General features: G+C 69.2%; 27 protein-coding genes. 14 read left to right on the top strand and 13 right to left on the bottom strand.

Features of this window, described 5'->3' with window-relative positions; translation table 11 throughout:
* Positions 1 to 33 precede the first annotated feature (33 nt).
* From ykgO to ubiG, 4 genes are all read right to left on the bottom strand, one after another.
* The gene (ykgO, locus tag BM228_RS10240) at positions 34 to 159 is read right to left on the bottom strand and encodes a type B 50S ribosomal protein L36 (RefSeq protein WP_003601867.1); all 126 of its coding nucleotides are present in this window, start codon (positions 157 to 159) and stop codon (positions 34 to 36) included.
* A 166-nt stretch (positions 160 to 325) separates the two neighbouring features.
* Positions 326 to 943 (bottom strand): PAS domain-containing protein, encoded by a 618-nt coding sequence (locus BM228_RS10235; RefSeq protein WP_092039608.1) that lies wholly within the window; start codon positions 941 to 943, stop codon positions 326 to 328.
* A gap of 153 nt (positions 944 to 1,096) precedes the next feature.
* The gene (locus BM228_RS10230) at positions 1,097 to 1,669 is read right to left on the bottom strand and encodes a YbhB/YbcL family Raf kinase inhibitor-like protein (protein ID WP_092039606.1); all 573 of its coding nucleotides are present in this window, start codon (positions 1,667 to 1,669) and stop codon (positions 1,097 to 1,099) included.
* Positions 1,670 to 1,715: 46 nt separating this feature from the next.
* The gene (ubiG, locus tag BM228_RS10225; RefSeq protein ID WP_092039604.1) at positions 1,716 to 2,477 is read right to left on the bottom strand and encodes a bifunctional 2-polyprenyl-6-hydroxyphenol methylase/3-demethylubiquinol 3-O-methyltransferase UbiG; all 762 of its coding nucleotides are present in this window, start codon (positions 2,475 to 2,477) and stop codon (positions 1,716 to 1,718) included.
* A 264-nt stretch (positions 2,478 to 2,741) separates the two neighbouring features.
* Between ubiG and BM228_RS10220 the strand changes: the two genes are divergently transcribed.
* The 5 genes from BM228_RS10220 (at position 2,742) to BM228_RS10200 (ending at position 10,305) form a co-directional block, all read left to right on the top strand.
* Entirely contained in the window at positions 2,742 to 3,977 is a 1,236-nt protein-coding gene (locus tag BM228_RS10220) for an aspartate kinase (protein WP_092039602.1), read from the top strand.
* Between the two features lie 305 nt (positions 3,978 to 4,282).
* Positions 4,283 to 6,544, top strand: a complete 2,262-nt coding sequence (ptsP, locus tag BM228_RS10215; RefSeq protein WP_092039600.1) for a phosphoenolpyruvate--protein phosphotransferase — start codon at positions 4,283 to 4,285, stop codon at positions 6,542 to 6,544.
* 225 nt (positions 6,545 to 6,769) lie between these two features.
* Positions 6,770 to 7,855 carry a peptide chain release factor 1 gene (gene prfA / locus BM228_RS10210; protein WP_092039598.1) on the top strand — a complete coding sequence of 362 codons (1,086 nt, stop codon included), beginning with the start codon at positions 6,770 to 6,772 and terminating at the stop codon, positions 7,853 to 7,855.
* Positions 7,856 to 7,863: 8 nt separating this feature from the next.
* The gene (prmC, locus tag BM228_RS10205; RefSeq protein ID WP_092039596.1) at positions 7,864 to 8,757 is read left to right on the top strand and encodes a peptide chain release factor N(5)-glutamine methyltransferase; all 894 of its coding nucleotides are present in this window, start codon (positions 7,864 to 7,866) and stop codon (positions 8,755 to 8,757) included.
* Positions 8,758 to 9,177: 420 nt separating this feature from the next.
* Positions 9,178 to 10,305 (top strand): DUF4167 domain-containing protein, encoded by a 1,128-nt coding sequence (locus BM228_RS10200; protein ID WP_092039594.1) that lies wholly within the window; start codon positions 9,178 to 9,180, stop codon positions 10,303 to 10,305.
* Positions 10,306 to 10,505: 200 nt separating this feature from the next.
* Here BM228_RS10200 and BM228_RS10195 read toward each other — a convergent pair whose 3' ends face one another.
* The 4 genes from BM228_RS10195 to BM228_RS10180 form a co-directional block, all read right to left on the bottom strand.
* Positions 10,506 to 11,261 (bottom strand): hypothetical protein, encoded by a 756-nt coding sequence (locus BM228_RS10195; protein WP_092039592.1) that lies wholly within the window; start codon positions 11,259 to 11,261, stop codon positions 10,506 to 10,508.
* A 10-nt stretch (positions 11,262 to 11,271) separates the two neighbouring features.
* Positions 11,272 to 11,997, bottom strand: a complete 726-nt coding sequence (locus tag BM228_RS10190; RefSeq protein ID WP_092039590.1) for an RlmE family RNA methyltransferase — start codon at positions 11,995 to 11,997, stop codon at positions 11,272 to 11,274.
* Positions 11,994 to 13,076 (bottom strand): Ppx/GppA phosphatase family protein, encoded by a 1,083-nt coding sequence (locus tag BM228_RS10185; RefSeq protein ID WP_092039588.1) that lies wholly within the window; start codon positions 13,074 to 13,076, stop codon positions 11,994 to 11,996. The genes BM228_RS10190 and BM228_RS10185 overlap by 4 nt, the downstream gene beginning before the upstream one ends.
* A gap of 123 nt (positions 13,077 to 13,199) precedes the next feature.
* The gene (locus BM228_RS10180; RefSeq protein WP_092039586.1) at positions 13,200 to 13,673 is read right to left on the bottom strand and encodes a response regulator; all 474 of its coding nucleotides are present in this window, start codon (positions 13,671 to 13,673) and stop codon (positions 13,200 to 13,202) included.
* Between the two features lie 313 nt (positions 13,674 to 13,986).
* Here BM228_RS10180 and BM228_RS35825 point away from each other — a divergent pair, with 313 nt between their 5' ends.
* From BM228_RS35825 to BM228_RS10135, 9 genes are all read left to right on the top strand, one after another.
* On the top strand, positions 13,987 to 14,784 hold the full coding sequence (locus BM228_RS35825) for a cold-shock protein (protein WP_092039584.1): 798 nt from the start codon (positions 13,987 to 13,989) through the stop codon (positions 14,782 to 14,784).
* A 95-nt stretch (positions 14,785 to 14,879) separates the two neighbouring features.
* Positions 14,880 to 15,143, top strand: coding sequence for a hypothetical protein (locus BM228_RS10170; RefSeq protein WP_092039582.1), 264 nt, complete (start codon positions 14,880 to 14,882; stop codon positions 15,141 to 15,143).
* Positions 15,144 to 15,544: 401 nt separating this feature from the next.
* The gene (locus tag BM228_RS10165; protein WP_092039580.1) at positions 15,545 to 15,856 is read left to right on the top strand and encodes an iron transporter; all 312 of its coding nucleotides are present in this window, start codon (positions 15,545 to 15,547) and stop codon (positions 15,854 to 15,856) included.
* Positions 15,853 to 17,379 carry a PepSY-associated TM helix domain-containing protein gene (locus tag BM228_RS10160; RefSeq protein ID WP_244537089.1) on the top strand — a complete coding sequence of 509 codons (1,527 nt, stop codon included), beginning with the start codon at positions 15,853 to 15,855 and terminating at the stop codon, positions 17,377 to 17,379. The genes BM228_RS10165 and BM228_RS10160 overlap by 4 nt, the downstream gene beginning before the upstream one ends.
* Positions 17,376 to 17,723 carry a DUF3325 domain-containing protein gene (locus BM228_RS10155; RefSeq protein WP_092039576.1) on the top strand — a complete coding sequence of 116 codons (348 nt, stop codon included), beginning with the start codon at positions 17,376 to 17,378 and terminating at the stop codon, positions 17,721 to 17,723. The genes BM228_RS10160 and BM228_RS10155 overlap by 4 nt, the downstream gene beginning before the upstream one ends.
* A gap of 347 nt (positions 17,724 to 18,070) precedes the next feature.
* Positions 18,071 to 19,594, top strand: coding sequence for an aldehyde dehydrogenase (adh, locus tag BM228_RS10150; RefSeq protein WP_092039574.1), 1,524 nt, complete (start codon positions 18,071 to 18,073; stop codon positions 19,592 to 19,594).
* Positions 19,595 to 19,931: 337 nt separating this feature from the next.
* Positions 19,932 to 20,357 (top strand): DUF779 domain-containing protein, encoded by a 426-nt coding sequence (locus BM228_RS10145; RefSeq protein ID WP_092039572.1) that lies wholly within the window; start codon positions 19,932 to 19,934, stop codon positions 20,355 to 20,357.
* Between the two features lie 16 nt (positions 20,358 to 20,373).
* Positions 20,374 to 20,784 carry a carboxymuconolactone decarboxylase family protein gene (locus tag BM228_RS10140; RefSeq protein WP_092039570.1) on the top strand — a complete coding sequence of 137 codons (411 nt, stop codon included), beginning with the start codon at positions 20,374 to 20,376 and terminating at the stop codon, positions 20,782 to 20,784.
* Positions 20,781 to 21,221, top strand: coding sequence for a cupin domain-containing protein (locus BM228_RS10135; protein WP_092039568.1), 441 nt, complete (start codon positions 20,781 to 20,783; stop codon positions 21,219 to 21,221). Before BM228_RS10140 ends, BM228_RS10135 begins: the two co-directional genes overlap by 4 nt.
* Positions 21,222 to 21,399: 178 nt before the next feature.
* Here the strand turns inward: BM228_RS10135 and BM228_RS10130 are convergent, their stop codons facing one another.
* The 5 genes from BM228_RS10130 to BM228_RS10110 form a co-directional block, all read right to left on the bottom strand.
* Entirely contained in the window at positions 21,400 to 22,422 is a 1,023-nt protein-coding gene (locus tag BM228_RS10130; RefSeq protein ID WP_092039566.1) for a tetratricopeptide repeat protein, read from the bottom strand.
* Positions 22,419 to 23,063, bottom strand: a complete 645-nt coding sequence (locus BM228_RS10125; RefSeq protein ID WP_092039564.1) for a thiamine phosphate synthase — start codon at positions 23,061 to 23,063, stop codon at positions 22,419 to 22,421. The genes BM228_RS10130 and BM228_RS10125 overlap by 4 nt, the downstream gene beginning before the upstream one ends.
* A 16-nt stretch (positions 23,064 to 23,079) precedes the next feature.
* Complete coding sequence (gene fba, locus BM228_RS10120) at positions 23,080 to 24,150, bottom strand: class II fructose-bisphosphate aldolase (RefSeq protein WP_092039562.1); 1,071 nt, start codon at positions 24,148 to 24,150, stop codon at positions 23,080 to 23,082.
* 151 nt (positions 24,151 to 24,301) lie between these two features.
* On the bottom strand, positions 24,302 to 24,559 hold the full coding sequence (locus BM228_RS10115; protein WP_092039559.1) for a hypothetical protein: 258 nt from the start codon (positions 24,557 to 24,559) through the stop codon (positions 24,302 to 24,304).
* Between the two features lie 103 nt (positions 24,560 to 24,662).
* Positions 24,663 to 25,865: a phosphoglycerate kinase gene (locus BM228_RS10110; protein ID WP_092039557.1), complete on the bottom strand. Its 1,203-nt coding sequence runs from the start codon at positions 25,863 to 25,865 to the stop codon at positions 24,663 to 24,665.
* Positions 25,866 to 25,879 lie beyond the last annotated feature (14 nt).

Here is a 25,879-nt window from a genome sequence, read left to right as displayed (position 1 = left end):
GATGATCTACCCGACCGAAGCCGGGCGCAGGCTTCAGCCCTGGCGGGCCTTGAAGCGCTTCTGGGTCTTGTTGATCACGTAGACCCGGCCCTTGCGGCGCACGAGCTGGTTGTCGCGGTGACGGCCGCGCAGGGACTTGAGGGAATTACGGATCTTCATCGGTTTCTCGAGCCCGGGTGGGGCCGTCCATTCACGGGGGATCGGGAACGTGGTCACGAGGCGGGACGCGGCGATCGCGTCCAGCGATCACGGCACACGCATCGCGGGATGGCGCCGCCATATCAGGATTCGCCACCGCAAGGCAAGGCGTCGCAGGCGCGGCGCCTCAATGCACGCTGTCGGAGGCCGGGACCGCGGTCGTTCCGACCAGCTGGCGGCCGATCTCGTGCAGCAGCCCGTCCATCAGCGGCTTCAGGCGCTCAAAATCCACGCCCGACAGGCCCTCTGCCGCCGTGAACAGCGCCAGCGCCAATTCGGCCACCCGATCGATCCCACCCCCGGGAGAGTCGATCGCGCAGAAGGTGGCCTCGTCGAGGAAGCCGTCACGGCTGCTCTCGGTTACGTCGATGACGATGCCGCGCGCCTCGCTCACCAGCCCGTCCGGCCCCATGACGAAGCGACCGCGCGCCAGCACCCAGCGCACGTCGTCGGGGGCGAGCACGGTGCGGTACTGGGCGACGTACAGGCCGCCGTGCCGCTGAAGATTCTTCACGATCGACGCGATGCGCGGCCGGTCTTCCGGATGGATCCGCTCGAAGAACAGCGCGTAGGTGGTGCCGCGCCCGGTGGCGTCCCGAGGAATGCCCAGCATCGTCGCGGCGACCGAGTCGCAGCGCACGACATCGTCGGCGATGCGCCATTCCCAGGTTCCGACATTCGTAGCGGCCAACGCACGCGCGACGATTTCGGTATCCAGCCGCTTCAGCCGTGCATCGACGCCCACAGATCCCGTCTCCGAAACTGAATTTCCGTTCTTGTCCGCAGAGGCGGTATCGGGTCGAGACAGTAACGCCCGGCGGACGCCGGTACAACGCGAATGGCCTCAAGCCGCAATCCAATCCCCACGCGCCAATCCCCAGGCGTCGACGAGCCGGCCTCAGGCACGCGCATAGGTTCCGACCAGCCCGCCCTTGCCGATCACCTGCCCGCGCATCGCATCGAGAACGGCGCCGCGGCCGGGGCTCTCGGGCAGATCGACAGCGCTGGCCAACGCGTAGAGCTGGAACAGGTAGGCGTGGCTGCCATGACCGCTCGGTGGATCGGGCGGCAGCCATTCGGGCCGCAGAAAGCTGTTCTTGCCGAGGCTCGGTCCGGGCAAAGGTCGGCCGGGGCTCGGCAGGGCCCCCTCATCGAGACTGTCAGGCGTAAGTGGCAGATTCCACACGATAAGGTGAACAAGCGGTTGCGGCGTCGGGCTGCCGGCATCCTCGACCAGAAGGACGAGGGCGGCGGTCTGGGTCGGCAGGCCGCTCCAGGCGAGGGGCGGTGAGGTTCCGGGCCCGTCCGCAGTGAAGCGGGCGGGGATCTCGCCGCCGTCCGCGAAGGCGGGGCTCGTCAGCGTCAGCGTCTCCGGGATGTCGGCGAAGACCGCGTGATAGGCGGTCTTCTCCATCCCGGCCTTGAGGCCGGACAGGGCCTCGCCGACCGCACTTGGGATCTTCTCGAGCATGCTCTGGGTCTCCGCTGCGGTCTCAACCGCGAACGGCGGCTCCGGTTCAGGCCCGACGTTCGGCCGCGACCATGTAGTTCACGGCCTTGTCCCGGCTGGTGCGCCAGCCGTCGGTCAGCGGGTTGTAGGCGACGCCGATCGTGTCAGTGACGTCGAGGCCGCCCGCCCGGATGGCGCGGGCGAACTCCTCCGGCTTCACGAACTTCTCCCAATCGTGGGTGCCCCGCGGCAGCCAGCCGAGCACGTACTCGGCGCCGACGATGGCCAGCGCGAAGGAGCGCAGCGTCCGGTTGAGGGTTGCGCCGAACAACATGCCGCTGGGCTTCACCGCCGCGCAGGCCGTGCGGACGAAGGCCGGCCTGTCCGAGACGTGCTCGACCACTTCCATGATCAACACCGCGTCGAAGCTCTGGCCGGCGGCGACCACGGCCTCGATGGTCTCGCTGCGGTAATCCACCGGCACGCCGGCCGACGCCGCATGGGCGCGGGCGACCGCGATGTTCTGCTCCGCGGGATCGAGGCCGGTCACCGTGGCACCGAGCCGGGCCAGGGGCTCCGACAGGACCCCGCCGCCGCAGCCGACATCGCAGATCGTCAGTCCGTCCAGCGGGAACGGCGTCTGCGGGTCCCGGCCGAAGCGCCGGCAGAGCGCGTCGCGAATATAGGCGAGCCGCACCGGGTTGAACCGGTGCAGCACCCGCATCGGCCCGGCCTCGTCCCACCAGGTGGCGGCGAGCGCGTCGAACCGCGCGACCTCGCCGCGATCGACGAAGCCGTCCGTACCGGGATTCGTGGCTGCCCTGTCCATGCGCGTTCCGTCCAGACGATATTCCGGCCCCGTCCGCTCCTGGCCCAAAACCACGGTGCTCGCTGAGCGATCGGGGTCGAGGGGCCGGCGGGACAGGTCCTGCGCCGCCCATAGCATGCCTGTCCCACGGCCGTCGCCGCGGCGCCGGAGCCATGCCCGGGCGGTTGTTGACACCCTGCCGAGCCGCTTGTACCCGCCGGGCACTGTCCGGGACCCGCCAGGGCGGTCCCCTTCCCAGACGCCGGGAATCCGCGAAGAACCAACATGCCCCGTCTGGTGATGAAATTCGGCGGCACCTCCGTCGCCAACGTCGAGCGCATCCGCAACGTGGCCCGCCACGTCGCCCGGGAGGTCGCGGCCGGCTACGAGGTCGCCGTGATCGTGTCGGCGATGTCCGGCAAGACCAACGAGTTGGTCGATTGGGTCAAGGACGCCAACCCGCTCTACGACCCGCGCGAGTACGATGCCGTCGTGGCCTCGGGTGAGCTGGTCACCGCCGGCCTCCTGGCGGTCGCCCTGCAGAAGGACGGGATCAAGGCCCGCTCCTGGCAGGGCTGGCAGATCCCCGTGGTGACCTCGGACGCCCACGGCTCGGCCCGCATCGCCGAGATCGACCCGAAGAACCTCGAAGCGGGCTTCGCCAAGGGCGAGGTCGCGGTGATCGCCGGCTTCCAGGGCATCCATGCCGAGACCGGCCGGGTGACGACCCTCGGGCGCGGCGGCTCGGACACCTCGGCGGTGGCCGTGGCGGCCGCCATCCAGGCCGAGCGCTGCGACATCTACACGGACGTGGACGGGGTCTACACCACCGATCCGCGGATCGTGCCGAAGGCAAGGCGCATGGAGCGCGTGACCTTCGAGGAAATGCTGGAGATGGCGTCGCTCGGCGCCAAGGTGCTGCAGGTCCGCTCGGTGGAACTCGCCATGGTCCACCGGGTACCGACTACGGTCCGGTCCTCCTTCGATCCGCCGGACACCGCGCGCCCGGGCACCCTCATCTGCGACGAGGACGACATCGTGGAACAGCAGATCATCACCGGGATCGCGTTTTCCCGGGACGAGGCGCAGATCACCCTGCGCAAGGTCAAGGACAGCCCCGGCGTGGCCGCCGCCATCTTCGGGCCGCTGGCCGACGCGAACATCAACGTCGACATGATCATCCAGACCGTGTCGGGCGACCAGTCGACCACGGACATGACCTTCACGGTGCCGGCCGCCGAGTACGCGCGCACCCGGGCGATCCTCGACCAGGCCAGCTCGCAGATCGGCTACGCGCAGATCGAGGGCGCCACCGACGTGGTCAAAGTCTCGGCGATCGGCGTCGGAATGCGCAGCCACGCGGGCGTCGCCGCCAAGGCCTTCCGGGCTTTGGCCGAGAAGGGCATCAACATCCGCGCGATCACCACCTCGGAGATCAAGTTCTCCGTGCTGATCGATGCAGCCTATACGGAGCTTGCCGTGCGCACGCTCCACTCGCTATACGGCCTGGATCAGGCCTGAGCCCGGAAGGGTCCAGTCTAGAGCGTTTCCGCGCCGAACGGATGCCGGTTTGGTAAGCGGGCCCGCTCTGAAATAAGGGCTTGGACAAGGGCTGGAAATCGTGTCCGATCGCGGGGCGAGCGAACACGACTTCGGGAGCGGATCGGGTGTCTTGAGCTAGAACAGTCACGGGCCGGTCCGCAGATCCCAGAGGTGCTCTGGAGGAAGGCGGCTCGGTCCATCAGGCGCCGGCCGTTGCGATGGTGGCGCCAAGGTTGCAGGGTGGTCGACGCCAAGGCCACTCGCCACGTTGGAACGACGAATCGATGCCCGCTGCGCCCGGAGGCCCGCGCCTGCTGCTGCGCCGCCTCCGCGAAGCGATGGCGGAGCCGGTCAGCCCCCAGGCGCGACTCGACCGCATCGTCGTCCTGATCGCCGCCAACGTGGTGGCCGAGGTCTGCTCGGTCTACGTCCTGCGGGATGACAACACCCTCGAACTGTTCGCCACGGAAGGTCTGAACCGCGAGGCTGTGCACCTGACGCGGATGCATGCCGACGAGGGCCTCGTCGGCCTGATCGCCCGCACCGCCGAACCGCTCTCCCTCTCGGACGCCCAGAACCATCCGGCCTTCTCGTACCGGCCGGAGACCGGGGAAGAGGCGTATCACGCCTTCCTGGGCGTGCCGCTGCTGCGGGCCGGCAACACGCTCGGCGTGCTCACCGTCCAGAACAAGACCTACCGGGTCTATTCCGAGGAGGAGATCGAGGCGCTCCAGACCACCGCGATGGTGCTCTCGGAGATGATCGCCTCGGGCGAGCTGGAGGGACTGGCGCCGGATGCCGGCACCGCCGCCCGCCGCCCGGTGGTCGCCCGGGGCATCGCCCTGGCGGACGGGATTGGCCTCGGCCACGTGGTGCTGCACGAGCCCCGCGTCGTCGTGAAGACGCTGATCGCCGAGAATGTCGAGCGCGAGGTCGCGCGGCTCGACGCGGCGATCGAGGAGGTCCGCTCGGCCATCGACGCGCTGGTGGAGCGCGGCGACCGGATCGGCACCGCCGAATCGCGCGAGGTGCTGGAGACCGTCCGGATGTTCGCCCACGACAAGGGCTGGCTCCGGCGGATGCGCGAGGCCGTGGCCTCCGGCCTCACCGCAGAGGCCGCGGTGGAGCGGGTCCAGTCGGACAACCGCGCCCGGATGATGCGCCAGTCCGATCCGTATCTGCGCGAGCGCCTGCACGATCTGGACGACCTTGCCAACCGGCTGCTGCGCACGTTGACCGGCCCGGAGGCGGGCGGCACCGTCGTCCTGCCCGAGAATGCCATCCTGGTGGCCCGCACCATGGGGCCGGCGGCGCTTCTCGACTACGATTCCTCGACGCTGCGCGGCATCGTCCTGGAGGAGGGCGGGCCCACCAGCCACGTCGCCATCGTGGCCCGGGCGCTCGGCATCCCGGCGGTGGGCGAGGTCGAGAACGCCTCGGCGCTCTGCGACGCGGGCGATGCCATCATCGTCGACGGCGTGGCCGGTGAAGTCCATGTCCGGCCCGGGCCCGAGGTTGAGGCCGCTTATGCCGAGATGGTGCGCCTGCGCGCCCGCCGGCAGGAGCAGTACCGGGCGCTCCGCGACGTTCCAGCCCAGACCCGGGACGGGGTGCGGGTCGGGCTTCAGCTCAATGCCGGCCTGCTGGTGGATTTCAGCCACCTGCACGAGACCGGCGCGGAGGGCGTCGGCCTGTTCCGCACCGAATTGCAGTTCATGGTCGCCCAGCGCATGCCCTCGGCGGCGGAGCAGCAGGAGCTCTACCGCAAGGTGTTTGCGGCCTCGGCTGGCAAGCCGGTGACCGTCCGGACGCTGGATATCGGCGGCGACAAGATTCTGCCCTACATGGCCAAGCTCGAGGAGGAGAACCCGGCCCTCGGCTGGCGGGCGATCCGCATCGGCCTTGACCGGCCGGCTCTGCTGCGGATGCAGCTGCGCGCGCTGCTGAAGGCCGCGGATGGCGACCCGCTCAAGATCATGTTCCCGATGGTCGCCACCGTGGACGAGTTCGTCCGCGCTCGAGGCATCGTCGAGCGCGAGAAGGCCTATCTGCGCCGCCACGGCTACCAGCTTCCCACCGAATGCCGCCTCGGCGCGATGGTCGAGGTACCCTCGCTGCTGTTCCAGATCGACGAGATCGCCCGGGAGGCAGACTTCCTCTCGGTGGGCTCGAACGACCTGATGCAGTTCCTGTTCGCGGTCGACCGGGAGAACCGCCGGGTCGCCGACCGGTTCGACCCGCTCTGCGTCGCGGCCCTGCGGGCGTTCCGGCTGATCGCCGAGCGCGCCAACGCCGTCGGCTGCCCGGTGACGGTCTGCGGCGAGATCGGCGGCCGTCCGCTCGACGCGATGGCCCTGATCGGCCTCGGCTACCGCAACCTGTCGATGTCGCCTGCCGCGATCGGCCCGGTCAAGGCGATGGTGCTGAGCCTCGATGCCGGGGCTATCACCGAGCTGATCGATGCCGAGATGGCGCGGATGCACGACGGCGATTCCCTGCGCCCTGCGCTCACCGCCTTCGCACAGGCCCACGGCATACCTATCTAACCGGTGAGGCGACCCTTGCCGAAGGTTCGGCCGGGGTTGTACGGCAAAGCCGCGACGATTTCGGGTCGGTGCGCCATGGCTTCGGCTCTCGAAGCGAAGCCGAGTCGGGGTGGGGGGAGCTTTCTTGAAGCGTCGGTCCGCTTTCCGATCCTGCGCTCCGACCCCTGAAACGAGACCCCGCCCGGCCCGGAACGCCGCGCGCAAAAACCTGCAGAAACACGGGCGATGATCCCCTTTCCCACCGAGCGCCTCGACGCCATCCTGGCGCGGCATGAATTCGTCACCGCACAGCTCGCCACGGGCGAGGGCGAATCCGAGACCGTGATCCAGCTCTCCCGGGAGCTATCCGACCTCGATCCCGTGGTGGATGCGATCCGCACCTACCGGGCGGCGCTCGCAAACCTCGCGGATCTCGAGACGCTGATCGACGAGCCGGGCACCGACCCGGAGATGCGCGCGCTCGCCGCCGACGAGAAGCCCGAGGCGCAGGAGCGGCTGGAGGCGACCCACCGGGCGCTCCAGCTCATGCTGCTGCCCAAGGATGCGGCCGACGAGAAGAGTGCGATCCTGGAAGTCCGCGCCGGCACTGGCGGCGACGAGGCGGCCCTGTTCGCCGGCGACCTGTTCCGGATGTACGCGAAATACGCCGAGTCCAAGGGTTGGAAGGTCGAGGTGATCTCGGAGAGCGAGGGCACGGTCGGCGGCTTCCGCGAAGTCGTGGCCGAGGTGAAGGGCAAGGGCGTGTTCGCCCGCCTGAAGTTCGAGAGCGGCGCCCACCGGGTGCAGCGGGTGCCCGACACCGAGACCCAGGGGCGCATCCACACCTCCGCGGCCACCGTGGCGGTTCTGCCGGAGGCCGAGGAGGTCGACATCACTGTCAACGATGCAGACCTGAAGATCGATACGATGCGCGCCCAGGGGGCCGGCGGCCAGCACGTCAACAAGACCGAGTCGGCGATCCGCATCACCCACCTGCCCACCGGCATCGTGGTCTTCGTCCAGGAGGAGCGCTCGCAGCACAAGAACCGCGCCCGCGCCATGTCGTTGCTGCGCGCCCGGCTCTACGACGCCGAGCGCACCGCCAAGGATTCGGCGCGGGCCGCCGACCGGCGGGCGCAGGTCGGGTCCGGCGACCGCAGCGAGCGGATCCGGACCTACAACTTCCCGCAAGGCCGGGTCACCGACCACCGCATCAACCTGACCCTCTACAAGCTGGAAGAGGTGATGGCCGGCACGGCGCTGGACGAGGTGGTCGACGCCCTGATCACCGAGCACCAGGCCGAGTTGCTGGCTTCCGAGGGCATGGCCTGAGCGGCGCCGTGACCGCGGCGACCAGCCAGGGCCTGTCGCGTCGGGAGGCTTTGCGCCGGAGCGCCGCTCGCTTGAGCGAAGGCGGTATCGCGGAGGCAGCGGGCGATGCGCGCTTCCTGATACTCGGTCTCCTCGGCCTGGAGACCCGGGACCTTCTGCTCGACGGCCAAAAAATCCTCGATGCGGACGAGGCAGAGAAGCTCGACGCCGCCCTGGCGCGGCGGCTGTCGGGTGAGCCCGTGGCGCGGATCCTCGGCGCCTGGGAGTTTTGGGGGTTGCCGTTCCGGCTCGCCCCCGAGACGCTGGTCCCGCGCCCCGATACGGAAATCCTTGTCGAGGCGGCGCTCGCTTCCGTGCCGGACCGAAACGCGCCGCTGCGCTGCCTCGACCTCGGCACCGGCTCCGGCTGCATCCTGGTGGCGCTGCTGAGCGAGCTACCGCACGCTGCTGGGATCGGTCTCGACCGTTCGGAAAAAGCGCTGCGCACGGCGCGGCACAACGCGCTGGCAAACGGGCTCGGCAACCGGGCTGCCTTCGCGGCGGCGGATTGGTGCGATCCGCTCCGCGGCCGGTTCGACCTCGTGGTCTCGAACCCGCCCTACATCGCCCGCGCCGTCATCCAGCAACTCGACCGGGACGTCCGCCAGCACGATCCGCTGGCCGCCCTCGACGGCGGCCCGGACGGGCTCGACGCCTATCGCCGGATCCTGGCGGGCGTTCGATCTAATGGCCTGCTGGCGCCGGGTGGGCGGCTCCTGTTCGAGATCGGCTACGACCAGGCGGATCCCGTGCGCGCCCTGGCGCGAGCCGCCGGCTTCACCGATTTCGGCCTCAAGCAGGATCTGGCCGGCCATGATCGGGTGCTGATCTTCGGCCTGTCATCCGGTCACACGGATGCCTAAGTCCGGAACGACGATCGGTGCGTTGAGAAAATGCTTGTTGCATCTCGTTGGGAACGCTAGAGTCCGCTTGAAGATCGCGAACGGTTCGTTAAGACGGACGATTGTAGGGTCGGCGACGATCTCTGGTCGCCGCCTGGTTCGCTGATCCCCCGTACCGTTGGACTGGAGCGCGCGTGCGAATGCGCGGCGGTTCGACAGCACTCGAACCTGACAATCGACTGGTTTCTGGCGTCTGGCCCGGACGCGCGGTGCGAGGGATGGTCAGGCAGACGCGCGGACCGCGGAGCGGTCGAACGCGCGGCTTCACCGGGTGCATTTGGCCGGAGCGCGTCTGAAGATCGACGCCGGACGCCCCGAAGAACTGTCGTTTGCGTGAACGAGGGTCACTGAAGACCGATGAGACCAAACCAGAATCGACGGATGCGCGGCCGCAACCGGCCCAAAGGTCCGAACCCGCTGACGCGCTCGTACGAATCCAACGGCCCCGACGTCAAAATCCGTGGCACCGCGCAGCATATCGCCGACAAATACGCGCAGCTCGCCCGCGACGCGCAGGCGGCCGGCGACCCGGTGGCGGCCGAGAACTATTTCCAGCACGGCGAACACTACTTCCGGATCGTCTCCGGCGCCCAGGAGCAGAACCGCCCGGCCAATACCGGCGGCTATGCCAGTCGTTCCTACGAGGACGACATGGACGAGGGGGACGACGAGGGCCAGGGCAATGGCGCGGGCCAGAACGGCCACGCCTATAACGGCTACGACGACAACGATCCCGGCCAGCAGCCTCAGCCCTACGAGATGCGCCAGGACGTGAACCAGGACGGCCGCCAGCAGGGCCGCGACCGGTTCCAGAACCGCGACCAGCGCCGGTTCGACAGTAACGGCCGCCAGGATTACCGGCGCCAGGACCAGCAGCCACGGCAGGATTACCAGCGCCAGGATTCGCAGCGGCAGGATTATCAGCGCCCGGACTACCGCCAGGACCGGCAGGATAATCGGCAGGAGAACCGGCAAGACACCCGCCAAGAGAACCGCCAGGATTACGGCCGGCAGGATTACCGGCAGGAGCGCCAGGAGTCCCGTCAGGACAACCGGCAGGAGTCGCGCGGCGACCAGAACCGCTACGAGTCCAACCGGTCCGACACCGCGCGGCCAGAGACCCGGCAGCCGGACAATCGGCAGGACAGCCGGCAGGAGGCCCGCTCGGACGAGCGCCAGCCGCGTCGGGCCGAGCCCCGGACCGAGGCCGCGCCGCGCACCGAGACGCCGCGCCAGGCCGAGCCCGCGCCTCGTCGCGAGCGCCGCCGGGAGCCGGTCGCGGCGCCGGTCACCGCCGAGGATCCGGCCAGCCTGCCGGCCTTCCTGATGACGCCCCCCCGCCCGGTGGCCGCGACGACCCCGGTCGAGCAGCCCTCCGCACCGGCGCCCGAGGCCGCCGCCGAGGAAGCGCCCGTGAAGCCGCGCCGCCGTCGCCGGCCGCGCTTCGAAGGGATCGCCCCGGAGGAGGGCGAGGCCCGCGCACCGACCGAGGACGCACCGACCGAGTAAGGCGGTTCTTCGGTATCTTGAAACGACAAAAGCCGTCCTGGAAAACCGGGGCGGCTTTTTCTTGGGGTTGAACGCACCGCTCGCCGTCATTGCGAGCGTCAGCGAAGCAACCCAGGGCAGCGCGCGATCTCAGGACGTAGCGCCTCACTGGGTTTTCGCTGCGCTCGCAATGACGGTGTGGGCGCGCTACCCGAAAAAAATCACGCCCGGGCGGTCCGCCAGTCCGGATAGGCATGGACCCGGTGGATCAGCCTGTGGCGCCGGCCGATCTCGCCGAAGGGCGCGATCTCCCAGTCCCAGGTCTGGGACGGCGGCGGTAGCGAGACGCCGAGCATCAGGTCGAGGCTGTCCGTCACCCGGCCGGCCCGATCCTCCGCGCGCTGCACCGTATCGGTGATGAGGCAGACCCGCCCGGTCCCGGCCGCGAGCCGGTCCAGGGCCGCCAGATGCGTCTCGATGAGCTGCGTGCCGAGTTCAGGCGGCGCCTCGCGACCCCGCGCCTCGTAAGCCTCGATCGGCACGATCGGAAGTTGCGACAGAAGGTTGGCCGACACGATCAGGTCGGCAGCCGTGCAGATCTCCAAGAGGCCGGGATCGGTCAGCCCGGCGCTGATCTCCGCGGTCACGAGGGCGACGTTGTGGTGTCGCCGTGCAGCGAGCCGCGCCGGCCACGGATGGACGGCGTCGATGAGGATTACCCGGTTGAACAGGTCTGCGAGCGCGTCGAGCGGCACGTCATCGAGGAGCCCGGAGCCCAGCACCACCACGGATCGACGCCGCGCCGTCGCCTCGGTGGCGGCGATGATGACGCTGTGGGCCCGGGTGAGATGCGGCGCCCAGGCCGCGCGGCAGCGGCGGGACCGGGCATGAAGCAGGCCGCTCTGGCGGACATAGCCGAGCCGGCGCAGGCGCAGCGGCGCGGGATTGACCAGCGACAGCGCCCACGCGACCAGCATGGAGGACGGCTCAGGCCTCGTCCGCAGCCGCGGCCCGGGCCGACGCGCTGCGATAGCCGGTGGCCAGCACGTAGAGCTCACTCGAATCGGACCGGCTCGCCGCCGGCTTCACGTGGCGCACGGCCGTGAAATCCCGCTTCAGGTCGGCCAGAAGGGCGTTTTCGGTGCCGCCCTGCAGCACCTTGGCGAGGTAGGCGCCGCCCGGCCCTAAGATCTCGCGGGCGAATTCGGCCGCGGTTTCGGCAAGCCCGATGATCCGCAGATGGTCGGTCTTCTTGTGGCCGGTGGCGTTGGCCGCCATGTCGGACAGGACGATATCGGCCGGCCCGCCTAGCATCGCGGTGAGCTTGGCCGGCGCCTCGGGATCGAGGAAGTCGAGGGTGATGAACTCGACCCCCGCCATGGGCTCGATCTCCAGGAGGTCGATGCCGACGACGCGGCCCATGGCGCCGACGATCCGCGCCGCAACCTGCGACCAGCCGCCCGGCGCCGCGCCGAGATCGACCACGCGCTGGCCGGGCTTGAGCAGCTTGTAGCGCTCGTTGATCTCGATCAGCTTGTAGGCCGCGCGCGAGCGATAGCCCTCGCGCTTGGCCCGGGCCACGTAGGGGTCGTTGAGCTGGCGCTCCAGCCAGCGCTTCTGGGACAGGGTCCGGCCACGCCCGGTCTTCACCCGCTGCTTGAGGTCGCCGCGCACGCCCCCGGTGGAGCCCGCGCCGCCGCGCCGGTCGCTCATCGAACCGCTTTCCGGTTCCAGACGCCGTCTTCTCGCATCATGTTCATCAACAATCCTTCGCGCAGGCCCCGGTCGGCGATGCGCAGGCGCTCCGACGGGAACGCCCGGCGGATCGCCTCCAGGATCGCGCAGCCCGCCAGCACCAGATCCGCCCGGTCGCGGCCGATGCAGGGATTGTCGGCCCGCTGCTCCAGACGCGTGTCGAGCAGATCGTCGATGGCGGTCGAGACCTCATGGTCGCTCATCCACAAGCCGTCGACCCGGCGCCGCTCGTAGCGGGCGAGCCTCAGATGCATGGCCGCGATGGTCGTCACCGTGCCGGATGTGCCGAGCAGGTGGAAATGCGGGGCCGTCGCGGCGGCCGCAGCCCGGAGCGCGAAGGCCGACAGCTTCTCCGCCACCTCCTCGACCATGCCCTCGAACATCCGCCGGGTGACCTCGGCGCCGCCATGGCGCTCGGCCAGGGTCACTACGCCCACCGGCAGGGAATCCCAGGCACGGATGCGCAGGGTCGGGTCGGTGGAGGGGTTGGCAGCCGCGCCGTCGAGCCAGGCGATCTCCGTAGAGCCGCCGCCGATATCGAAGATCACCACGGATTCGGCGTCCGGGTCGGCGAGCGCCGCGCAGCCCGTCACCGCGAGATAGGCCTCGGTCTGCCGGTCGACGATCTCGAGATCCAGGCCGACGCCGCGCCGGACGCGCTCGACGAAGGCTGCGCCGTTCACCGCGAGGCGGCAGGCCTCCGTGGCGATCACCTTAGCCCGCCGCACGCCTCGGCTCTGCATCTTGGTCCGGCAGATGCGCAGGGCTTCGACGGTGCGCTCGATCGCGGCCTCGTTGAGCCGGTCGGAGGTGCCCAGGCCCTCGCCGAGCCGGACGATGCGCGAGAACGCGTCGATCACCCGGAAGCCGCTGAAGGTCGGCTCGGCGATCAGCAGGCGGCAATTGTTGGTGCCGAGGTCCAGCGCCGCATAAGCGACGCGCCGGCGGTCACGGCCCGGGAGCGGGGCCGGCGTCTGGAGCGGCGCAGCGCCGGGCGAAATGCGGGACGGCGCGGCCGCAGCGGTCTCGTCCCTCATCGGCGCGGCCGTCGGTCCTTCGGGTCGGCCAGGAGCGTTGCGCTCGGCCATTCTTAGAAGAGGACCCTACAGGGTCGGTCGGGAACTGCAACGTCCGATCGTCCCGGGCTCAGGCGCCGGCCTTTACGCGACGGCCTTCATGGCGCTGGTCCGGCGCGGGATCGGCCGCAGCAGGCTCTTCACCTGCGAATAGGGGCGCGGCCGGTTGATCACCTCGTCGAGCCGCGACCATAGGGTCTTGGGCGAGAACGGCTTGGCGATGATCTCGTTGACCCCCAGCGCGACCGCCCGGTCGACCACGTTCCGGCGCGGCTGGGCGAGCATCAGGATGATCGGGATGGTGGGGCAGGGGGAGGTCGCCGGCGTGCGCGCGAGCCGGATAAACTCTTCCCCTGAGAGAATCGACAGATCCCAGTCGATGATACTGATATCCGGCTTGCTCTCGGCCAGTACGCCCAGGGCCTCGGCCCCGTCCGGCGCCTCCAGGACGCGCTTGATGCCGACCCGCATGAGCATGTCGCGCACGATTCGCCGGATATAGAGGCTCTCGTCGACCACGAGGGCCGAGAGATCGGGGAAGGTCGGAGTCGCGATCATGGCCGGGTGCCGTTGCGGGGCGCGCCGCGAGGCTAGCCGAACAGCCTTTGCGTTTCGCTAACGCCCTTGTCCGCAAGGCGAACGACCGGCGCATTGAAGGCATCCAGCCGCGTTGTTTGCTGCAAGAAAGTAACGAAACCGGCGCGTCTTGGCCAAGAAGGTCCTTGCGGTCAAGGCCCGATTGCGTCAGGACTGGGGCGTTATTCTTGGTTACCGCGACCGGGGGTAATGATAGTGCGGGGCGTGGGCTGTCTGGGATGGCGCGCACGCGGTATTCGAGACCAGGGCGGCGGACGGTTTTTGCGAGCTTTCGATGGGACGTGGTCGTGATTTCAGGGGGCCGCAAAAGCGCGGCTTCGACGAGGCTGGCGAGCCGAGATGGCCTGATCAGGCTCCCCCCAGCGGCGGATACGGCGGTGGTGGATTCGGTGGTGGCGGCGGCGGCGGTTTCGGTGGTGGCGGTTTCGACCGTGGCCCGGCCCGCGGCGGTGCGGCACCGGTCGCAACCGGGCCGGAGCGTGATGCGACGGTCAAGTGGTTCAACAAGGAGAAGGGCTTCGGCTTCGTCGAACTCGGTGACGGGTCGGGCGATGCCTTCCTCCACATCCGCGCCGTCGAGGCTGCCGGCCATGCCGACCTTCTGCCGGGCACCCGGCTGACGGTCACCACGGCCCAGGGTCAGAAGGGCCCGCAGGTCACGAGCGTCACCAGCGTCGACACCTCCACGGCCGAGGCGCCTGCGCCCCGGCGCGAGCTGCGCCCGCGCACCGGCGGCTTTGGCGCCGATCGCTTCGGCGGCGGCGGCGGTGGCGGCTACGGTGGTGGCGGCGGCGGTTACGGTGGTGGTGCCGGCGGTGGCTACGGCGGCGGCGGTGGTGGCCGCGCGGCTTCCGGCCCCTCGGTCGAGATGAGCGGCACCGTGAAGTGGTACGATCCGGCCAAGGGCTTCGGCTTCGTCTCGGTCAATGACGGCGGCAAGGACGTGTTCGTCCACCGTTCGGCTCTGTCCCGCGCCGGTCTGGAATCGCTGGCCGAAGGCCAGCAGGTCACCCTCGGCGTCGTCGAGGGCCAAAAGGGCCGCGAGGCTTCGAGCATCAACGTCGAGGATTGATCGGTCCCGCGGCCGTCTTACTGCCGCGATCCGTGAGAATGCTGGAAGGCGGTGATCCCACGCGGGGTCGCCGCCTTTCGCGTTTCGGGACCCCAATGCGCCGCCTGCTGATGCCGATCATCCTGTTCGCCCTCGCAAGCGCCCCGGTGCGCGCCGAGGATTTCAGCGGCTTCTACGCAGGGGTCAACGCCGGCTATGCCTTGGGCAATGTGCGTGACCGATCAGTCGGGATCCCCGGCACCGAGCCGGGCGCCGGCCCCGGCCGGACCGGCACCGGTCCCGATCTACCCCCGAGCGCGCGCGACGCCGCAGCTGGTTTGCAGCGGTCAAGCCGAGGCTCCTCTGCGGCTGGACGCTAACCCACGGAGCTTCGGCGGGGATCGGCCCCATCGCATCGGACAGTCCGAGGTTCGGCAATACGGCAATGCCCCGAAGTAGAATCGGCTGAGCCAAGCCAGAGGCTGATCCTACCCACCACATCCTCCTGAGGTGCCCGGCGATCGAAGATCGGTGGGTCTCGAAGGAGCCCTCCAGATAGTTCCGTGATCGCTGGCCCCCGCCTTCGGGGGCGCCGCTCCGCGTCGCCGCTTCAGGATGAGGCGGAGAGTTGGAAGAGCGCACGGCAATGCTTGGCGCTCGGTCCGTCCATCCCTTAAGCGGCTCTCGGCACACTGGAATCGTTCCGGAACATAGGCGTTGCGAGTCCCGGTCGGCCGCTGCTAGGCCGCCTCATGAGATCACGAAACCGGGAGATCGCGTGATGAGCGCCCGCCCCCTACCGGGACTCACCTACCGTCTGGCGGTGGCCGGGCGCGTCGTGCTGGCGGCGCTTGGCGGCTACGGGGTCGCGGCCCTGTCGGCGATGCTCCTGGCCCTCGCCCTGCCGATGCCGCGCTCCGAGGCGGTCTCCACAGGGACGCTGGCGAGCTTCGCGATCATGGCCGGCGCGGTGGTCTGGGTTTTTTCCGCCCGGACCCTCGGGCACGCGGCTTCGGTCCTCGGGCTGATCGCGGTGCTGCTGGTGGCAGGCCTGTGGCTCGCCGGTGCGTTCTCCCCGGCGGTGGTCCCGTGAGCGGTCCGAATAAAAAGGGCTTCCGGCAGTCGATGGCGTGGCTGCACACCTGGTCCGGCCTCGTGGTCGGCTGGGTGCTGTTCGCGATCTTCGTCACCGGCACGGCGAGCTATTACCGCGCCGAGATTTCCCACTGGATGCGGCCCGAACTGTCCGAGCCCACGGCCGATCCCACCACCGCGGCCACCCGAGCCGCGGCCTATCTCGGGCGGCAGATGCCCGATGCCCTGGCATGGTCCGTGAAGCTTCCGACTGCTGAAAACCCGACGGCGGAAGTCTATTGGTGGAATACCCCGGCCGGGCCGTATCACCACGCGCATCTCGATCCCGCCACCGGCGAGGCGTCGTCGGCGCGCGATACCAAGGGCGGCGACTTCCTCTACCGCTTCCATTTCGAGCTGAGCCTGCCGCCGATCTGGGGCCGCTGGATCGTCGGGACCTGCGCCATGATCCTGCTGATCTCTCTGATCAGCGGCATCGTCACCCATCGGCGCATCTTCGCCGACTTCTTCACCTTCCGGCGGGACAGGTCGGCCCAACGCGGCTGGCTCGACGCCCACAACATCGTCGGCGTGCTGGCGCTGCCGTTCCATCTGATGATCGTCTATACCGGCCTCATCGAGCTCGGACCGATGCTAATGCCCTGGGGCGTGAAGGCCGCCTACCAGCACGATATCCTGGCCTATTACGACGAAGCCGGGATCATGGCGGCGACGCGCAATCCTGCGGGCCAGCCCGGCACCCTGATGCCCCTGGGCGAGATCGTGGCGCGCGCGACCGCGGCCCATGGAGAGGCGCCCGAGGTCGTGATGGTGACGATGCCGGGCGATGCGGCGTCGAGTGTCACGACGTTCTTCGAGGAGCCCCCCGGCCTCGCCCATCTCCATCCGCAGATCGTCTATGCCGGCGATACCGGCGCCGAACTCTCACGCACCGGCGATGTCGGTGCGGCGACCCGCACCGGCGCTGTGATGATCGGCCTCCACGAGGCGCATTTCGCCGCCGCGCCCCTGCGGATCGTGTTCTTCCTCTGCGGACTCATGGGTGCCGCGACCATCGCCTCAGGCCTTGTGCTCTGGACGGTCGCCCGGGCGCCGAAGGGCGCGGATCCGGCGGGGTTCGGCTTACGTCTCGTGCGTGTGCTGAACCTCGGCACCATCGCCGGGCTGCCCACCGGGCTCGCTGCCTACTTCCTCGCCAATCGCCTACTGCCCCTCGACCTCGTGGGCCGGGCGGATTGGGAGGTGCGCGCCTTCTTCGCCGCCTGGATCCTTGCCGCCCTGGCAGCCGCCCTCTACCCGAAGGCCAAGGCTTGGCCGGCGGCGCTGGGAATTGCGGCTCTCGGCTTCCTGGCGATCCCGGTGGTCGATGCGCTCGCCGTGGGCGAGGCGCGGTTCCTCGGCTTCGACGCGGCGATGCTGGCGGTGTCGCTCCTGCTCGGCCTCGGCGCCCGCCTCGCGGCCAAGCGGCCGAACGGGTTCCGGGCGGCCCGGCCGAACCTGTCGCGGGCGGTGGAAGCGTGACTGCCTCCGCGCTGGCGCTGAGCCTCTGTCTCAGCTTCTCGAGCTTTGCCGCCCTGGCGCTCAGCCTCGACCGGCACCACCGCGCGGTGTTCCGCGTGCCCGCACCGCGCAGCCGGACCCGGAGCCTGCGCGCCGCCGGCTGGTCGGGTCTCGCAGTCGCGTTCGCCGCCTCCGTCACCTGCAGCGGCTGGAATTTCGGTCCCGTCCAGTGGATCGGCGGCCTGACCGGGGCGGCGCTCCTGGTGGTGGCGGTGATGTCCTACCGGCCGGCCTGGCTGCGGGCCGCCGCGGTCGCCGCGCTGCCGCTGGCAATGCTCGCCCTGCCGTTCGCCTTGGGAGCGTGAAGCAAAGTCGCCGCGCTTAAGGCCAAGGTCAGCAGCCTGTCTTGAGAATAATGCCAAAGTGTTGGCCGTGCACATGCAGGCATCTCATGGCAATCGCCCCATTCTAGCACGCGCTTCGGCCGCAATCGACTTGACGGAGGATTGTCCTCTCGCGATCCTGACGGGGAGGGCGTAGGATCCGCCCGCTCGCGCACTGGCCAAAAGTCCACCTTGATTCGGCACGCCAAAAGCCATTGGCTGCCATCCGAGCCGAACCGGACCGAGCCGAAATAACCGGCGGTCCGCGTACCAGCTTCAGCCCAAGAGCCGCGGTTCGCGAGGCCGGGGCCTATGGAGGGAACAGAGCCATGAACAAGCCGGAATTCCTCGGCGACGCCCGGACCAAGTCGCCCTTCTCGGCCCGCTACGACAACTTTATCGGCGGCCAGTGGGTCGCCCCGTCCGCCGGCCGCTACTTCGAGAACACGTCCCCAATCACCGGCAAGGTGATCTGCGAGGTCGCCCGCTCCGACGCCTCCGACGTCGAGAAGGCGCTGGACGCCGCCCACGCGGCCAAGGAATCCTGGGGCCGCACCGCCCCGGCCGAGCGCGCCCGCATCCTGAACAAGCTGGCCGACCGGATGGAGGAGAATCTCGATCTAATCGCGCTCGCCGAAACCTGGGACAACGGCAAGCCGATCCGCGAGACGACCCACGCCGACATCCCCCTGGCGATCGACCATTTCCGCTACTTCGCCGGCTGCGTCCGCGCTCAGGAAGGCTCGATCTCCGAGATCGACCACGACACCGTGGCCTATCACTTCCATGAGCCGCTCGGCGTCGTCGGCCAGATCATCCCGTGGAACTTCCCGATCCTTATGGCGGTCTGGAAGCTCGCCCCTGCGATCGCCGCCGGCAATTGCGTGGTGCTCAAGCCCGCCGAGCAGACCCCCGCCTCGATCCTGGTGGTGATGGAGCTGCTGGCCGACCTGCTGCCGCCGGGCGTGATCAACATCGTCAACGGCTTCGGCCTCGAGGCCGGCAAGCCGCTCGCCTCCTCGCCGCGCATCGCCAAGATCGCGTTCACCGGTGAGACGACCACCGGCCGCCTGATCATGCAATACGCCTCGCAGAACCTGATCCCGGTGACCCTGGAGCTGGGCGGCAAGTCGCCGAACATCTTCTTCGGCGACGTGGCCAACGAGGACGACGACTTCTTCGACAAGGCCCTCGAAGGCTTCACCATGTTCGCCCTCAACCAGGGCGAAGTCTGCACCTGTCCGAGCCGCGCGCTCGTGCACGAGTCGATCTACGACCGCTTCATGGAGCGGGCGATCAAGCGGGTCGAGGCGATCACCCAGGGCTCGCCGCTGGATCCCGCCACGATGATCGGCGCCCAGGCTTCGGGCGAGCAGATGGAGAAGATCCTCAGCTACATCGATATCGGCCGCCAGGAAGGCGCGCAGCTGCTCACCGGCGGCGAGCGCAACGTCAAGGACGGCGAGCTCGCCGAGGGCTTCTACGTGCAGCCGACGGTGTTCCGCGGCCACAACAAGATGCGGATCTTCCAGGAGGAGATTTTTGGGCCGGTCCTGTCGGTCACGACCTTCAAGGACGATGCCGACGCGCTGTCGATCGCCAACGACACCCTCTACGGCCTCGGCGCCGGCATCTGGACCCGCGACGGCACCCGCGCCTACCGCTTCGGCCGGGCGATCCAGGCCGGCCGCGTCTGGACGAACTGCTACCACGCCTACCCCGCCCACGCGGCCTTCGGCGGCTACAAGCAGTCCGGCATCGGCCGTGAGACCCACAAGATGATGCTCGATCACTACCAGCAGACCAAGAACATGCTGGTCAGCTACTCGGCCAAAAAGCTCGGATTCTTCTGAGTTCTGGTCCGGGTTCCCCCCGAGCCGACTTCACCCCGGCCTCACGGCCGGGGTTTTTTCGTTTGGGGGAGGGGGGCTTCGCGTCACCATCCCGAACGCGACGGCTGTCCAATCCCACCCCCTCATCCTGAGGTGCCGAAGCGAAGCGGAGGCCTCGAAGGAGGCCTCCCGGGATCGCAGAGCCTTCTGGAGGGCTCCTTCGAGGCTCGCTGCGCTCGCATATCAGGATGAGGGGGTGAGTGGGGGGAGCCGGCGGCAAACCGGCATCCCCGATGAGATCTGCCGTGGAAATTCGAATCCCAGCACGCATATCAAACAAACAGCAGGGGAGGGCCGTATGAGCGCAGTCTCGACGCAAGAAGCCACCACCGCCGAGCAGGTCGGCGCCGACGGCACGCCGCTGCGGGTCACCGCCACCCCGGCGGCGCTGGCGCTGATCGATGAGCTCCGCGCCGAGTACGGCCCGGTGATGTTCCATCAGTCCGGCGGCTGCTGCGACGGGTCCTCGCCCATGTGCTACCCGCTCGGCGACTTCATTATCAGCGACGGCGACGTCCACCTTGGCACGGTCGGCGGCGCGGATTTCTACATCTCCCGCTCACAATTCGCGGTCTGGAAGCACACCCACATCCTGCTCGACGTGGTGCCGGGGCGCGGCGGCATGTTCTCCCTGGAAAACGGCCGCGAGAAGCGCTTCCATATCCGCTCGCGCCTGTTCACCGAAGCCGAAAATCGGGCCCTCGAAGGGGCGTGCAAGCTCTGAACCAAGGACGAAACCGATGGCGACCGTGAAGCTCTGGAGCGATGCCGAGGCGGAGGCCGACCCGCGAGTGCGGGCCGTGTTCGCCGATATCCGGGCGACCCGGGGCTCGGACTTCATCAACAATTTCTGGCGGGGCCTCGCCAACGACCCGGGCTTGCTGGAGCGGACCTGGACCAGCCTCAAGACCGTGATGGGACCGGGCAGCCTCGACCCGCTGACCAAGGAGCTGGTCTACATCGCGGTCTCGATCGCCAATGGCTGCCCCTACTGCATCCATTCCCACACCGCCGCGGCGGGCGCGAAGGGCTTGACCCCGGAGCAGCACGGGGAGTTCCTGGCGGTGGTCGGCATGGCGAACCAGACCAACGCCCTGGTCAACGGCATGCAGATCCCCGTGGACGCCGCGTTCAAGGTGGGCGAATCATGAGCACCACATCCGAGACCGAGAGGCCGGGCCTCGTGGTCCTGCGCGAGAGCGCGCCGTTCCGGGGCAAGCAGGGTCACATCTATCGCCCGGCCATCTCGGCCGAGGCGGTGGGTGCCAAGGCCCTGCACATGCAGCTCCTGGAGATCCCGCCCGGGGAGCGCGCCCACGCCCACAAGCACGAACACCACGAGACCGCGATCCACGTCCTGTCCGGCGTTTCGGGCTGCTTCTGGGGCGAGCGCCTGGAGCACCACGTGATCGCGGGCGCCGGCGAGTTCGTCTACATCGCCGCCGACGTGCCGCACCTGCCCTACAACCGCAGCCAGACCGAGCCGGTCACCGCGCTGATCGCCCGGACCGACCCGAACGAGCAGGAGAGCGTGGTGCTCCTGCCGGAACTCGAAGCCGGAGTCGATTGGTCGAAGACGGAGAGGTAGGCGTCAGGTCGGTTCGCCTGGCGAACGAATTCCCAAACCAAACACCTCATCCTGAGGTGCCGAAGCGAAGCGGAGGCCTCGAAGGAGGCCCCGCGATCTTCGATCGCCGGGCACCTCAGGATGAGGGCGTGGGTGGGAGAGATCCAACCAGTTCGGCCCGGCTCTTGCCGCCTCAGCGCTACCGCTGCTCGCTGCGCTCATTGGCCAGCCGCTCGGCGCGGGTGCGCTCGTCGCCGGACAGGCCGGACAGGGTCTGGTCGAGCCAGGCGTCGGACAGGCCCTGCGCGGCGGCGGCGAGGTTCCAGGCCGCGGCCTCGATCGGGTTCTTGGCGACGCCCCGGCCGACCGCGTAGAGCCGGGCGACCCGGTTCTGTGCGATAGCGTTGCCGCGGGAGGCCGCGTGCAGGAAGTAGCGGGCGGCCGAGCGCTCGTCCTTGGTGACGCCGTTGCCGTTGAACAGCAGGATCGCGTACTCGACCTCACTGGCGAGGTCGCCGTTATCGGCGCCGCGCCGGAACCACTGGGCCGCCTGGCTGGCGTCCTTGGGCACGCCGCGGCCCTGGAGATAGAGCACGCCGAGATCGTGCTGAGCCGGGCCGATTTCGGCATCCGCGGCCTTGCGGAATTGCGCGGCGGCGGCCGCCTCGTCGGCGGTGGCGCCGGTGCCGATCAGAATCAGGCCAAGATTGTAGGCCGCCGTCGCCGAACCGTTGGCGGTGGCCTGCTCCAGCCAGCGCCGGCCGGCCTTTGGGTCCTTGGGCATGCCGCGCCCGTCGAGGGCCATCAGGCCCAGCGAAGACATCGCGGCGGCGTCGTTCTGGGCGGCCGCGAGGCGATACCATTCGGCCGCCTTTACCGGGTTCTGCTTGACGCCGAGACCCTGGTTGTACAGCTCGCCCAGCAGCGTCATCGCCGCCGCATCCTTGGGGTTCGCCTCGATGCGCTTGGTCGCCTCCCGGAAGGCGGTGACGTACTGGCCGCGCTGGTAGGCGCCGTAGGCGAGGTCAGCCGGCTGGCCATTGGCGGGCGGCACGGCGCCCCGGGAATAGTTCGGCGTGTAGGGGCTCGGAAGCTCCGGCATCGCCTTCTTGTCGGAGGGGGCGGCGGTCTTGGCCGGGTCGAGGGGCCCGGACGCGGCGAGCACCGGCAGCGGCCACGCCCCCGTCAGGAGCACCGCAAGCCCCAAGGCGCGGAGGTTCACGCGGCCTGCCCTCCGAGCAGGGCTTGCGCCCGCGCCACGGCATCCACGTCGGTCAGCCAGAGCGCGCTCTCAAGGCCGATGAACTCGGCCCCGGTCGCCACCAGCGGACCGATCTCCTCCGCCGCCGCTGCGACCGCGACGCAGGGCGTCTCGAAGATCTCGGCCCACCATTCGGCGCGGGCCAGCACCGTTTCGGCGTCGGGGGCGACGCCGTCCGGATAGAGGCCGCCGAACATCAGGTAGTCGATGCCGGTCTCGCCCGCCTCCATGGCCCCGTGCTTGGTCTCGATGCCGCCCGCCCCGAGGATGCGGCCGTCCCGGAGGCGCTCGCGCAGGTCCTTGAGGTCGCGGGGCTTGTCGACATGCACGCCGTCGGCGCCGCCGCGTGTCGCCACCGAGACGAGGTCGCCGGTGAAGGCCGGACAGGCCACCACCAGGGCCGCGCCGGTCTCCTGCGTGATCGGCGCGACCTGCTTCACCCGGGCTGTGAGCCCGCGCTCGTCGGTGGCGGCGAGGCGCAGGATCACCGCCGCGACATCGCCCACCTCGCAGGCCGCGCTGAGCGCGGCCGCGAAGGCGTCGATGCCGTCGGCGTCCAACCCATGGGGGCCCAGGAGGGCGAGGCGCTGCTGGCTGCTCATCGGATCGGCCGGCGCGCTACTGCGCGCCGATCTTCGGATCGAGGGAGCCGCTGGCGTAGCGCTTGGCCATCTCCGAGACGGAGATCGGCCGGATCGTCGAGCCCTTGCCGGCGGTGCCGAACTCCTCGAAGCGCTGCTTGCACAGCTTGGTCATCGCGTCCATGGCGGGCTTAAGATACTTACGCGGATCGAACTCGGACGGGTTCTCGGTCAGGATCTTCCGGATCTGGCCGGTCATCGCCATGCGGTTGTCGGTGTCGATGTTGATCTTGCGCACGCCGTGCTTGATGCCGCGCTGGATCTCCTCCACCGGCACGCCCCAGGTCGGCTTCATCTGGCCGCCATACTGGTTGATGATGTCCTGAAGGTCCTGCGGAACCGACGAGGAGCCGTGCATCACCAGGTGGGTGGACGGCAGGCGGCGGTGGATCTCCTCGATCACGTTCATCGCCAGCACGTCGCCGTCGGGCTGGCGGGTGAACTTGTAGGCGCCGTGGCTGGTGCCCATGGCGACCGCGAGGGCATCGACCTTGGTGGCCTCGACGAACTTCACCGCCTCGTCCGGGTCGGTCAGCAGCTGGTCGTGGCTCAGCGTGCCCTCGGCGCCGTGGCCGTCCTCGGCCTCGCCCTGGCCGCTCTCCAGCGAGCCGAGCACGCCGAGCTCGCCTTCCACCGAGACGCCGGCCCAATGAGCCATCTTGGTGACGTTGCGGGTGATCTCGACATTGTAATTGTAGTCGGCTGGGGTCTTGCCGTCGGCCTTCAGCGAGCCGTCCATCATCACCGAGGTGAAGCCGTACTGGATCGCGGTGGCGCAGGTCGCCTCGTTGTTCCCGTGGTCGAGATGCATGCAGACCGGGATGTGCGGGTAGATCTCGACCAGGCCGTCGATCAGCTTGGCCAGCACCACATCGTTGGCGTAGGCGCGGGCGCCGCGGCTCGCCTGCAGGATCACCGGCGAGTCGGTGGCATCGGCCGCCGCCATGATCGCCAGGCCCTGTTCCATGTTGTTCAGGTTGAAGGCCGGTACGCCGTACTCGTACTCGGCCGCGTGGTCGAGGAGCTGCCTCAGGGTGATCCGTGCCATCGTCGTCTGTCTTCCCGCTTGCCGTCTGGTGGTCCGCCCGATCGCCTCCGGCGCCGGAAACCTCAGTGGACTTGCACAGGCAAGTCTGCCGAGCTTCTTACCTGTACATCGTATCAAACGCCGAATGGCTTATCCGTTCGGCGAATAAAGCTCAGCTCGCTCTGTTCTCAAGGACCGTGACACGCTCTTCGACCTCGCTGACGCGGGCATCGAAGTCGCCCGCGGTCGCGCGCATCATCACCAGCATGCCGGCGGCGTTGCGCCGATCCTTGCGCAGGCTCGCCTCAAGCTTGTCGAAGCGCGCAAGCGTCTCAACCCGGAACGCCGTCGTCTCCGCCCGCAACTGCGCGATGCTGCCCTGAATGCCCTTCAGGATCTCGATCGTCGCGTTCTCCACAGTGTCACTCATCGACTCAGGACCCCCGCCGTCCGACGCCGGGAGTATAGATAGGTGCGCGCCGCCCGGGGAGGAGCGCTCACAAGTCTCCGCCGCGCGGTTCTCAGCGCGGTTCTCAGCCCTTGGCCCGTAGCGCCTCGACGCCCGGCAGGGCCTTGCCCTCAAGCCATTCGAGGAAGGCGCCGCCCGCCGTTGAGACGTAGGTGAAGTCGGCCGCCACGCCCGCATGGTTGAGGGCGGCCACCGTGTCGCCGCCGCCGGCCACCGAGACGAGCTCGCCGGCCTTGGTGCGCGCAGCCGCATGCTTCGCGGCGGCCACGGTCGCAGCGTCGAACGGGGCGAGCTCGAAGGCGCCGAGTGGGCCGTTCCAGACCAGGGTCTTGGCGCCGTCGATGGCGGCGTTGATCTCGGAGACCGAACGCGGCCCGGCATCGAGGATCATGCTGCCCTCGGGCACGGCATCCACCGGCACGGTCTCGTGCGGGGCCTGCGCCTTAAACTCGGTCGCCGCCACGGCATCCACCGGCAGGATGATCCGGCAGCCGGCTTTGTCCGCCGCCGCCAGGATGCGGGTGGCGGTCTCGGCGAGGTCCTTCTCGCACAGGGACTTGCCCACCGCTTTGCCCTGCGCGTGCAGGAAGGTGTTGGCCATGCCGCCGCCGATCACCAGCATGTCGACCTTGGCGACGAGATTTTCCAGCAAGTCGATCTTCGACGATACCTTGGCGCCGCCGACCAGCGCGATGACCGGACGCTGCGGCGCCTCCAGGCCCTTGGTCAGAGCCTCCAGCTCGGCCTGCATCTCGCGGCCGGCATAGGCCGGCAGGCGGTGGGCCAATCCCTCGGTCGAGGCGTGGGCGCGGTGGGCCGCGGAAAAGGCCTCGTTGACGTAGATGTCGCCGTTGGCGGCGAGCGCGTCGGCGAACGCCGGATCGTTCTTCTCCTCGCCGGCGTGGTAGCGGGTGTTTTCGAGGAGCAGAACGTCGCCGTCCTTCAGGGCCGCCACGGCCCGGGCCGCGTCGTCGCCGACGCAATCGGCCGCGAAGGCGACCGGGCGGCCGAGCGCCTGGCTCAGCGCCGGCACCACCGGCTCCAAAGAATCCTTCGGCTCGCGCTTGCCCTTGGGGCGGCCGAAATGGGCCAGCAGGATCACTTTGGCGCCCTTGTCGGCGACCTCCCGGATGGTCGGGACGACTCGCGCGATGCGGGTCGCGTCGGTTACGCGGCCGTTCACCATCGGCACGTTGAGATCGACGCGCATCAGCACGCGCTTGCCCGTCAGGGCGCCGGCGTCGTCGAGGGTGCGGAAGGCGCTCATGCGGTCCTGTTGCG

Origin of the sequence: Methylobacterium pseudosasicola (genome assembly GCF_900114535.1) — a bacterium.
Taxonomy (GTDB): domain Bacteria; phylum Pseudomonadota; class Alphaproteobacteria; order Rhizobiales; family Beijerinckiaceae; genus Methylobacterium; species Methylobacterium pseudosasicola.
Note: the sequence above shows the minus strand (reverse complement) of the source record. Positions and strands in the feature narration are given on the sequence as shown.

Coding starts and splice junctions, on each gene's coding strand:
- ykgO (WP_003601867.1), bottom strand. CDS start 159: ATGAAGATCCGTAATTCCCTCAAGTCCCTGCGCGGCCGTCACCGCGAC.
- BM228_RS10230 (WP_092039606.1), bottom strand. CDS start 1,669: ATGCTCGAGAAGATCCCAAGTGCGGTCGGCGAGGCCCTGTCCGGCCTC.
- ubiG (WP_092039604.1), bottom strand. CDS start 2,477: ATGGACAGGGCAGCCACGAATCCCGGTACGGACGGCTTCGTCGATCGC.
- BM228_RS10220 (WP_092039602.1), top strand. CDS start 2,742: ATGCCCCGTCTGGTGATGAAATTCGGCGGCACCTCCGTCGCCAACGTC.
- ptsP (WP_092039600.1), top strand. CDS start 4,283: ATGCCCGCTGCGCCCGGAGGCCCGCGCCTGCTGCTGCGCCGCCTCCGC.
- prfA (WP_092039598.1), top strand. CDS start 6,770: ATGATCCCCTTTCCCACCGAGCGCCTCGACGCCATCCTGGCGCGGCAT.
- BM228_RS10200 (WP_092039594.1), top strand. CDS start 9,178: ATGCGCGGCCGCAACCGGCCCAAAGGTCCGAACCCGCTGACGCGCTCG.
- BM228_RS10195 (WP_092039592.1), bottom strand. CDS start 11,261: ATGCTGGTCGCGTGGGCGCTGTCGCTGGTCAATCCCGCGCCGCTGCGC.
- BM228_RS10190 (WP_092039590.1), bottom strand. CDS start 11,997: ATGAGCGACCGGCGCGGCGGCGCGGGCTCCACCGGGGGCGTGCGCGGC.
- BM228_RS10185 (WP_092039588.1), bottom strand. CDS start 13,076: ATGAGGGACGAGACCGCTGCGGCCGCGCCGTCCCGCATTTCGCCCGGC.
- BM228_RS10180 (WP_092039586.1), bottom strand. CDS start 13,673: ATGATCGCGACTCCGACCTTCCCCGATCTCTCGGCCCTCGTGGTCGAC.
- BM228_RS35825 (WP_092039584.1), top strand. CDS start 13,987: ATGGGACGTGGTCGTGATTTCAGGGGGCCGCAAAAGCGCGGCTTCGAC.
- BM228_RS10170 (WP_092039582.1), top strand. CDS start 14,880: ATGCGCCGCCTGCTGATGCCGATCATCCTGTTCGCCCTCGCAAGCGCC.
- BM228_RS10165 (WP_092039580.1), top strand. CDS start 15,545: ATGAGCGCCCGCCCCCTACCGGGACTCACCTACCGTCTGGCGGTGGCC.
- adh (WP_092039574.1), top strand. CDS start 18,071: ATGAACAAGCCGGAATTCCTCGGCGACGCCCGGACCAAGTCGCCCTTC.
- BM228_RS10145 (WP_092039572.1), top strand. CDS start 19,932: ATGAGCGCAGTCTCGACGCAAGAAGCCACCACCGCCGAGCAGGTCGGC.
- BM228_RS10140 (WP_092039570.1), top strand. CDS start 20,374: ATGGCGACCGTGAAGCTCTGGAGCGATGCCGAGGCGGAGGCCGACCCG.
- BM228_RS10135 (WP_092039568.1), top strand. CDS start 20,781: ATGAGCACCACATCCGAGACCGAGAGGCCGGGCCTCGTGGTCCTGCGC.
- BM228_RS10125 (WP_092039564.1), bottom strand. CDS start 23,063: ATGAGCAGCCAGCAGCGCCTCGCCCTCCTGGGCCCCCATGGGTTGGAC.
- fba (WP_092039562.1), bottom strand. CDS start 24,150: ATGGCACGGATCACCCTGAGGCAGCTCCTCGACCACGCGGCCGAGTAC.
- BM228_RS10115 (WP_092039559.1), bottom strand. CDS start 24,559: ATGAGTGACACTGTGGAGAACGCGACGATCGAGATCCTGAAGGGCATT.
- BM228_RS10110 (WP_092039557.1), bottom strand. CDS start 25,865: ATGAGCGCCTTCCGCACCCTCGACGACGCCGGCGCCCTGACGGGCAAG.